7 protein-coding genes are annotated in these 6,172 nt (G+C 68.2%); 4 read left to right on the top strand and 3 right to left on the bottom strand.

Going from position 1 to position 6,172, the window contains the following annotated elements:
• Nucleotides 1-479 precede the first annotated feature (479 nt).
• Complete coding sequence (locus VJN29_RS03915; RefSeq protein ID WP_324142271.1) at nucleotides 480-2,111, bottom strand: AMP-binding protein; 1,632 nt, start codon at nucleotides 2,109-2,111, stop codon at nucleotides 480-482.
• A gap of 107 nt (nucleotides 2,112-2,218) precedes the next feature.
• Between VJN29_RS03915 and VJN29_RS03910 the strand changes: the two genes are divergently transcribed.
• Together VJN29_RS03910 and VJN29_RS03905 are read left to right on the top strand one after the other, a co-directional pair.
• Nucleotides 2,219-2,920 carry a lysophospholipid acyltransferase family protein gene (locus tag VJN29_RS03910; protein ID WP_324142270.1) on the top strand — a complete coding sequence of 234 codons (702 nt, stop codon included), beginning with the start codon at nucleotides 2,219-2,221 and terminating at the stop codon, nucleotides 2,918-2,920.
• Entirely contained in the window at nucleotides 2,920-3,519 is a 600-nt protein-coding gene (locus VJN29_RS03905) for a hypothetical protein (RefSeq protein ID WP_324142269.1), read from the top strand. The genes VJN29_RS03910 and VJN29_RS03905 overlap by 1 nt, the downstream gene beginning before the upstream one ends.
• 211 nt (nucleotides 3,520-3,730) lie before the next feature.
• On the opposite strand, the gene VJN29_RS03900 is transcribed toward VJN29_RS03905, so the two are convergent.
• Nucleotides 3,731-4,240, bottom strand: a complete 510-nt coding sequence (locus tag VJN29_RS03900) for a dihydrofolate reductase family protein (RefSeq protein ID WP_324142273.1) — start codon at nucleotides 4,238-4,240, stop codon at nucleotides 3,731-3,733.
• 126 nt (nucleotides 4,241-4,366) lie between these two features.
• Between VJN29_RS03900 and VJN29_RS03895 the strand changes: the two genes are divergently transcribed.
• Together VJN29_RS03895 and VJN29_RS03890 are read left to right on the top strand one after the other, a co-directional pair.
• Nucleotides 4,367-4,945 carry a helix-turn-helix domain-containing protein gene (locus tag VJN29_RS03895; protein ID WP_324142268.1) on the top strand — a complete coding sequence of 193 codons (579 nt, stop codon included), beginning with the start codon at nucleotides 4,367-4,369 and terminating at the stop codon, nucleotides 4,943-4,945.
• Nucleotides 4,942-5,733 (top strand): SRPBCC domain-containing protein, encoded by a 792-nt coding sequence (locus VJN29_RS03890; RefSeq protein WP_324142267.1) that lies wholly within the window; start codon nucleotides 4,942-4,944, stop codon nucleotides 5,731-5,733. The genes VJN29_RS03895 and VJN29_RS03890 overlap by 4 nt, the downstream gene beginning before the upstream one ends.
• A gap of 275 nt (nucleotides 5,734-6,008) precedes the next feature.
• On the opposite strand, the gene VJN29_RS03885 is transcribed toward VJN29_RS03890, so the two are convergent.
• Complete coding sequence (locus VJN29_RS03885) at nucleotides 6,009-6,134, bottom strand: hypothetical protein (RefSeq protein ID WP_324142272.1); 126 nt, start codon at nucleotides 6,132-6,134, stop codon at nucleotides 6,009-6,011.
• Nucleotides 6,135-6,172: the final 38 nt, after the last annotated feature.

Genomic DNA, 6,172 nt, shown 5'->3' with positions numbered 1-6,172 from the left:
CGCGCGGGCAGCCCGGGAAGGTGAACTCGAGCCTCGTCGGACACGGCGGCGAGCGGCGGCACTCCCGGTGCCACTCCGTCCATCGCTGCCTGTCCGGTGCTCATGTGAAGAACCCTAGAGGCGACCACTGACAGTGCCTGTACAGCTCCCGGCGCGATGCCCTGGCATCATCAATTCAGCCGCGCACCAGTGCAGTTGACCACCCAACCACCTCCTGACCAGGCAGAGGCATGCGAACGAGCCCAGCGGCATACGGCCAATGAAGGCCTCTGAGACGAGGAGGATGCCGACGGCGAGCTCGGGAAACGCTCGGCCGCGAGAACGAGAACACGAGGGCAAGGACGTCGTGGAACCACTGGCCCAACGCACCCGGGCCGCGCCCTGGACGGGCGGCGTTGTCACTCAGCCTGTTCCGCGGAGGACGAGGCACCTGAGAGCACGTACTCGTCTCCGCGGGGCAGCACAAGCGCCGGGATGCCTCAGCCGAGGCCGAGCTTCTTCGCCGTGGTCTCCCGCATCTCGACCTTGCGGATCTTGCCCGTCACCGTCATGGGGAACTCGTCGACGATCTCGACATACCGGGGGATCTTGTAGTGCGCGAGCTGACCGGTGCAGAACTCGCGCACCGCCTCGGCGGTGAGCGGCTCGGCGCCCTCCTTCATCCGGATCCAGGCGCAGAGCTCCTCGCCGTACTTCGGGTCGGGCACGCCGATGACCTGGGCGTCCAGCACGTCCGGGTGGGTGTAGAGGAACTCCTCGATCTCGCGAGGGTAGACGTTCTCACCGCCGCGGATCACCATGTCCTTGATCCGGCCGGTGATCTCGACGTAGCCGTCGTCGTGCATGACCGCGAGGTCGCCGGTGTGCATCCACCCGTCCTCGACCGCCTCGGCCGTCTTGTCCGGCTGCTCCCAGTAACCGAGCATGACGGAATAGCCCTTGGTCATGAACTCGCCGGCCTGCCCCCGCTTGACGGTCTCGCCGGTCGACGGGTCGGCGATCCTGATCTCCAGGTGCGGGTGCACCCGGCCGACGGTCCCTGTCTTCTGCTCGAAGGTGTCGTCCGTGCGGTTCTGCGTCGAAACCGGCGACGTCTCCGTCATCCCGTAACAGATCGTCATCTCCTCGATGCCTGAGGCGATGAGCTTGCGCATCAGCTCCGCCGGGCACGGCGAGCCGGCCATGATCCCGGTCCGCACGCTCGAGAGGTCGTAGTCCGCGAAACTGGGCAGGTTCCACTCGGCGATGAACATCGTCGGCACGCCGTAGAGGCTGGTGCACTTCTCGTCCTGCACGGTCTGGAGCGTCACGGCCGGATCGAACCCGGGAGCGGGGATGACCATGCAGGCGCCGTGGCTCGTGCACGCCAGGTTGCCCATGACCATCCCGAAGCAGTGGTAGAACGGCACCGGGATGCACACTCGGTCCTGCTCGGTGTAGCGGCACAGCTCCCCGACGAAGAAGCCGTTGTTGAGGATGTTCCGATGGCTCAGCGTCGCGCCCTTGGGGAATCCCGTGGTGCCCGACGTGTACTGGATGTTGATCGGGTCAGTTGCTTTCAAGGATGCCTGTATGCCGCTGAGCTCGCTCTCGCTCACCCGCCCGGCTTGGGAGATGGTCGAGTCCCAGTCGTCGGTGCCGATGTAGATCACGCGCTCGAGCCCCGGCACGTCGTGGCGCACCTCGTCGACCATCTCTCGGTAGTTGCTCGTCTTGAACGACTCCGCCGCGATGAGCGTCGTGATCCCCGCCTGGCCGAGGACGTAGTGCAGCTCGTGCGACCGGTAGGCGGGGTTGATGTTGACGAGGATCGCGCCGATCTTCGCCGTGGCGAACTGCACCAAGGTCCACTCGGAGCAGTTGGGCGCCCAGATGCCGACCCGGTCGCCGGTCCTGACGCCGATGGCCAGGAGAGCGCGAGCGAGCGTGTCCACGTCAGCGAGCAGAGCGGCATACGTCCATCTCCTGCCCTGCGCCACGTCGACGAGGGCCTCGCGGTGCGGGAACCTCGCCACGGTGGCGTCGAAGTTGTCGCCGATCGTCTGCTCGATGAGGGGGGTTTCGGTCTCTCCGCGGGTGTGCGACAGGGTGGGGTCGAGGACGTCGGTCATGTTTCCTCCGAGGCCGTGCGGCGGTGGACCTGCTTCAGATCGACTCCACCACACGGCCAGCCCATGCACAACGCAGAGCCAGATCGTGATGTCCCTAGGCTGTGCCCGTGTGGTACTGGTTCTTCAAGTTCGTCGTCGTCGCGCCGATCGCTCGGTGGTACGTCAGACCTCGGTGGTCCGGGCGTGAGAACCTCGCACGGACCGGCCCCTTTCTCCTGGCCGGCAACCACGTGACGATGATCGATCCCGTGGTCATCAGCCTCGGCGTACCGCGGCGAGTCATCTTCATCGCGAAGCAGAAGTACTACTCGGGTCGGAGCCTCCGACGCCGCGCGCTGGCCTGGTTCCTCCGTGCGATCGGGCAGGTGCCGATCGACCCGGCGAGCGCTGCCGCCGCGAGTCCCGGGCTCGACACCGCCGGGCGGATCCTCCGAGAGGGAGGAGTCGTTGCGCTCTTCCCGGAGGGCACGCGGTCCCCCGACGGCAGGCTCTATCGTGGCCGGACCGGCGTCATGCGCCTGGCCCTGCCGCTCGACATACCCGTCATCCCAGCCGTGGTGCAAGGAACTCGAGAGGTCCGCCTTCCGGGCCGGCCGAACCCGCGGCGAGGCCGGGTGTCGATCACGTATGACGCCCCGTTGGACCTCTCGCCGTGGGCGGACCGCCCGGACGACCCCGTGGCCTGGCGCGAGGCGACAGATGCCCTCATGGCGCGGATCGCGGAGCTGTCCGGCCAGGAGTACACCGACCGTTACGCCACGGAGGACGAGCGCCAGGACAGGGACCAGCGAACCGGCACCGAGCCCTGATGCGTCATCGGGTCGTGGCAGCGGCGCCCTTTCTGGTGGCGGGCCTGGCTCTGGGCGTGGCCAACTCGATGAGCAACGCCTTCGGCTCCGCGTACGGCCCCTTCACGACAACCCCGGGTCAGGGCGTGCGCTGGCTCGAGTACGTCAGCTCATGGTTGGGGACGCCGTGGGCCTGGGCCCTCTTCGCGTTCGGAGTTGGCTGGTTCTCCCGACGACTGGGACCAGCTGCGCTCCTGGCAACGGCAGGGCTGATGCTCGCGGTCCTTGCCTACTACCTGAGTGACGCCGTGCTTGGACTGAACGAGCGACTGAGTGTCGTGGAGATCCAGTTCTGGTCGGTCATCTCTCTGCTCGTCGGACCCGTCATGGCGGTGTTCGGCGCTCTCGCCCATCGTCCACAGGCGTGGAGCCTCGCGCCTGGGCTCGCGGCGCCAGCCGTCATGGCCTACTTCGGTCTCAGGTTCCCGAGCGGCAACTCGCAGATCCAGCCGTGGGCGCAGGGGGCTGTGCTCGGGGCCGCCGCCCTGCTGGCTCTTGCTCTCACGGTGCGGGCAGGCCGACTGGGGCTGTCCTCCCTCCGGCACGAGAACGCACCCTGACCGGCCTTCCGCTGGTCGTCAGCGCCCGTCGGCATGGGCCTTGCCCCACGTGACGTGCGGTTTCAGATCGGAGTCCCGCACCGTCGTCTCCTCCCGGTTCGACAGGCTCCTCCCGATCGAGGGGTGTCCCCACGGGGGCATTGACGGTGTTGGACCGTCCAACGTCCCGCACCCGGCCAGCGTCGCCTGGACCCAGCAAAGCCGTTGACCGTCATTTGGGGACGTAGGTCAACCTCAGCACGTCTTCGTCCATCTGCTCGCTGGCGATCAGGCGAAGCGGCGGCCGAGGTCCGGCGAAGAAGGGCTTGCCGTGACCGAGCACCACGGGGTGCAGGTAGATGCGGAACTCGTCGATCAGTCCGAGTTGGCTCAGGCTGTTCGCCAGACTCGGGCCGGCGACTTCGATCTCTCCGTCGCGCGTTGCCTTCAGGTCTGCGATGACGCGCTCGATCTCATCCGCGACGAGCGTGGCGTTGGGGCCGACCGACGCCAGCGAGCGCGAAACGACCCACTTGGGCAGGTTCCGCCATGCGGATGCGTAGGCCTGCTCCTCCGCGTCCCAGTCCGGCTGGTCGTCGTCCCAGTAGCGCATGACCTCATACATCTGGCGACCGTAGACACAGCCCGTCTGCGCCTCGGTCTGCTCGATGAAGTGGCGGAACAGCGCGGGGCTCGGCCCGAACGCCGTGTGGTCGACGTAGCCGTCCAAGGACTGGTTCATTCCGAACACGAGTCTGGCCATGCCCATCTCCTCTTCTCGCGCCTGCCCTCGATCATCGCTCATGGGGCTCGCCGCCATATCGACCATGCCCTTGACAAACTTTCTTGTCAATGGCACGCTGGGCTCATGCAGGAGGTCGAGGTCATCGAGAGTGCAGAGGCAGCAGCCGCCGCCTTGGACCCGGTCCGTGCCCGCCTGCTCGCCGAGCTGGCGGTCCCCGCCTCGGCCGCCGGGCTGGCCGCCCGAGTCGGCATTGCGCGCCAGAAGATCAACTACCACCTCAAGGCGCTCGAGGCGCACGGCCTCGTGAAGCTGTCCGAGGAGCGCCGACACGGGGGCATCACCGAGCGGGTGCTGCAGGCGTCGGCGGTGGCGTACGTCGTGTCGCCGGCGGCCGTCACCGCGTCCGCGGCCGACCCAGAGGCCAACGCCGACCATCTGTCGGCAGGCTACCTCGTCGCACTGGCCGGCCGCGTGGTGCGCGAGGTCGGCGCCTTGGCGCGCCGGGCCGGCGCCTCCGGCACGCGCCTGCCGACGCTGACCATCGACACGCAGATCGGCTTCCGGTCGGCCGCCGAAAGGGCGGCCTTCGCGGACGACCTGACCGCGGCGGTGCTCGAGCTGGCGGCTCGCTACCACCACGACGACGGGCGCCTGCACCGGCTCCTCGTCGCCGCCCACCCCCTTCCAGAGGAGATCACATGAGCACCACCCTGAACGTCCCGTACCGCCTGGAGTTCACCGTCGAGGTACCGGGCACCCCGGAGCAGGTCTGGCAGGCCATCGCCACCGCCAAGGGCATGAGCGCCTGGTTCGCGCCGACCGAGATGGAGGAGCGCGAGGGCGGCTCCCTGCACTTCACCATGGGCCCGGAGATGGGCTCGGACGGCCACGTCACCGCATGGGAGCCGCCGCGCCGCCTCGTCTACGAGGAGGACTGGGCCGCCCTCATGGGCAAGGACCCCGATGCACTCAGCCCGCTGACGTCGGAGTTCCTCGTCGAGGCGCAGTCCGGCGGGACCTGCATCGTGCGCGTCACCAGCAGCGGCTTCGGGACCGGCGCCGCCTGGGAATCAGAGTTCTGGGACACCATGGGCCCCGGCTGGATGCCGTTCTTCGACAACCTGCGCCTCTACCTGTCGCACTTCCCCGGCCAAGAGGCCACACACCTGGAGGCCACCGCCTCCCACCCCGGCGACGCGGAGGCGCTCTGGTCGACCCTGCACGACGTGCTCGGGCTGGGCGACGAGGGCACGACGGTCCAGGTGCGCGGCGCCACCGGCACGGTCGAGCGCGTCGGCGAGCGGCAGACGCTGGTCCGGCTCACCGCACCGGTGCCCGGGATGCTCAGCGTCTTCGCGTGGGACGAGGGGGGTGGCAAGGCGACGGCGGGCGTACGGGCGTACCTGTTCTCCGCAGACGCGGCGGACTTCGTGAGGCGCGAGGAGCCCGCCTGGCGGGCCTGGCTGCAGGGGCTCGCTGTCCGGGCCTGAAATCCGACGTACCCAGGGTGGCCCATGCCCACGACTCCCACAAGAAGGCGGCCTGACCCGAGCTTCCACGGGTCAGGCCGCTCTCTCAATGCTCGGCGTCCCCTTGGGACTGTCGGGCCAATTGGTAGCACCGCCACCGGATTTCGCCATGATTCGCACCCGAGTCCTGGACGGAGTCCTAGCCGCGGCCCCCGGCACAATCCGGCATGTCCCGCAAGGAGACAGGCCCGTCGTCCTCTTCGACCGACTGCGTGCCCAACCCTTCGGCGAAGCACTCAATTCGCCGCTGCCAGAATCCGCGCGATCTCGGAGTGACCCTTGGACCTCGCATGCTGGAGCGGGGTCACGCCCTCCTTGTCACCGATCGACGCGTCTGCACCGGCATCGAGCAGGATCTGCACGATCTCCTGGTATCGCTCAGTGCCGTCGCCGAGGATGA

The organism is Intrasporangium sp. (assembly GCF_035280925.1).
In the GTDB taxonomy this organism is placed as follows: domain Bacteria; phylum Actinomycetota; class Actinomycetes; order Actinomycetales; family Dermatophilaceae; genus Intrasporangium.
The sequence above is the reverse complement of the archived record's forward strand: the minus strand, read 5'-3'. Positions and strand labels throughout refer to the sequence as shown.

Bases quoted from the DNA above. Each gene is read 5' to 3' on its own strand.
- VJN29_RS03915 (WP_324142271.1), bottom strand. From the start codon at position 2,111: ATGACCGACGTCCTCGACCCCACCCTGTCGCACACCCGCGGAGAGACC.
- VJN29_RS03905 (WP_324142269.1), top strand. From the start codon at position 2,920: ATGCGTCATCGGGTCGTGGCAGCGGCGCCCTTTCTGGTGGCGGGCCTG.
- VJN29_RS03900 (WP_324142273.1), bottom strand. From the start codon at position 4,240: ATGAACCAGTCCTTGGACGGCTACGTCGACCACACGGCGTTCGGGCCG.
- VJN29_RS03895 (WP_324142268.1), top strand. From the start codon at position 4,367: ATGCAGGAGGTCGAGGTCATCGAGAGTGCAGAGGCAGCAGCCGCCGCC.
- VJN29_RS03890 (WP_324142267.1), top strand. From the start codon at position 4,942: ATGAGCACCACCCTGAACGTCCCGTACCGCCTGGAGTTCACCGTCGAG.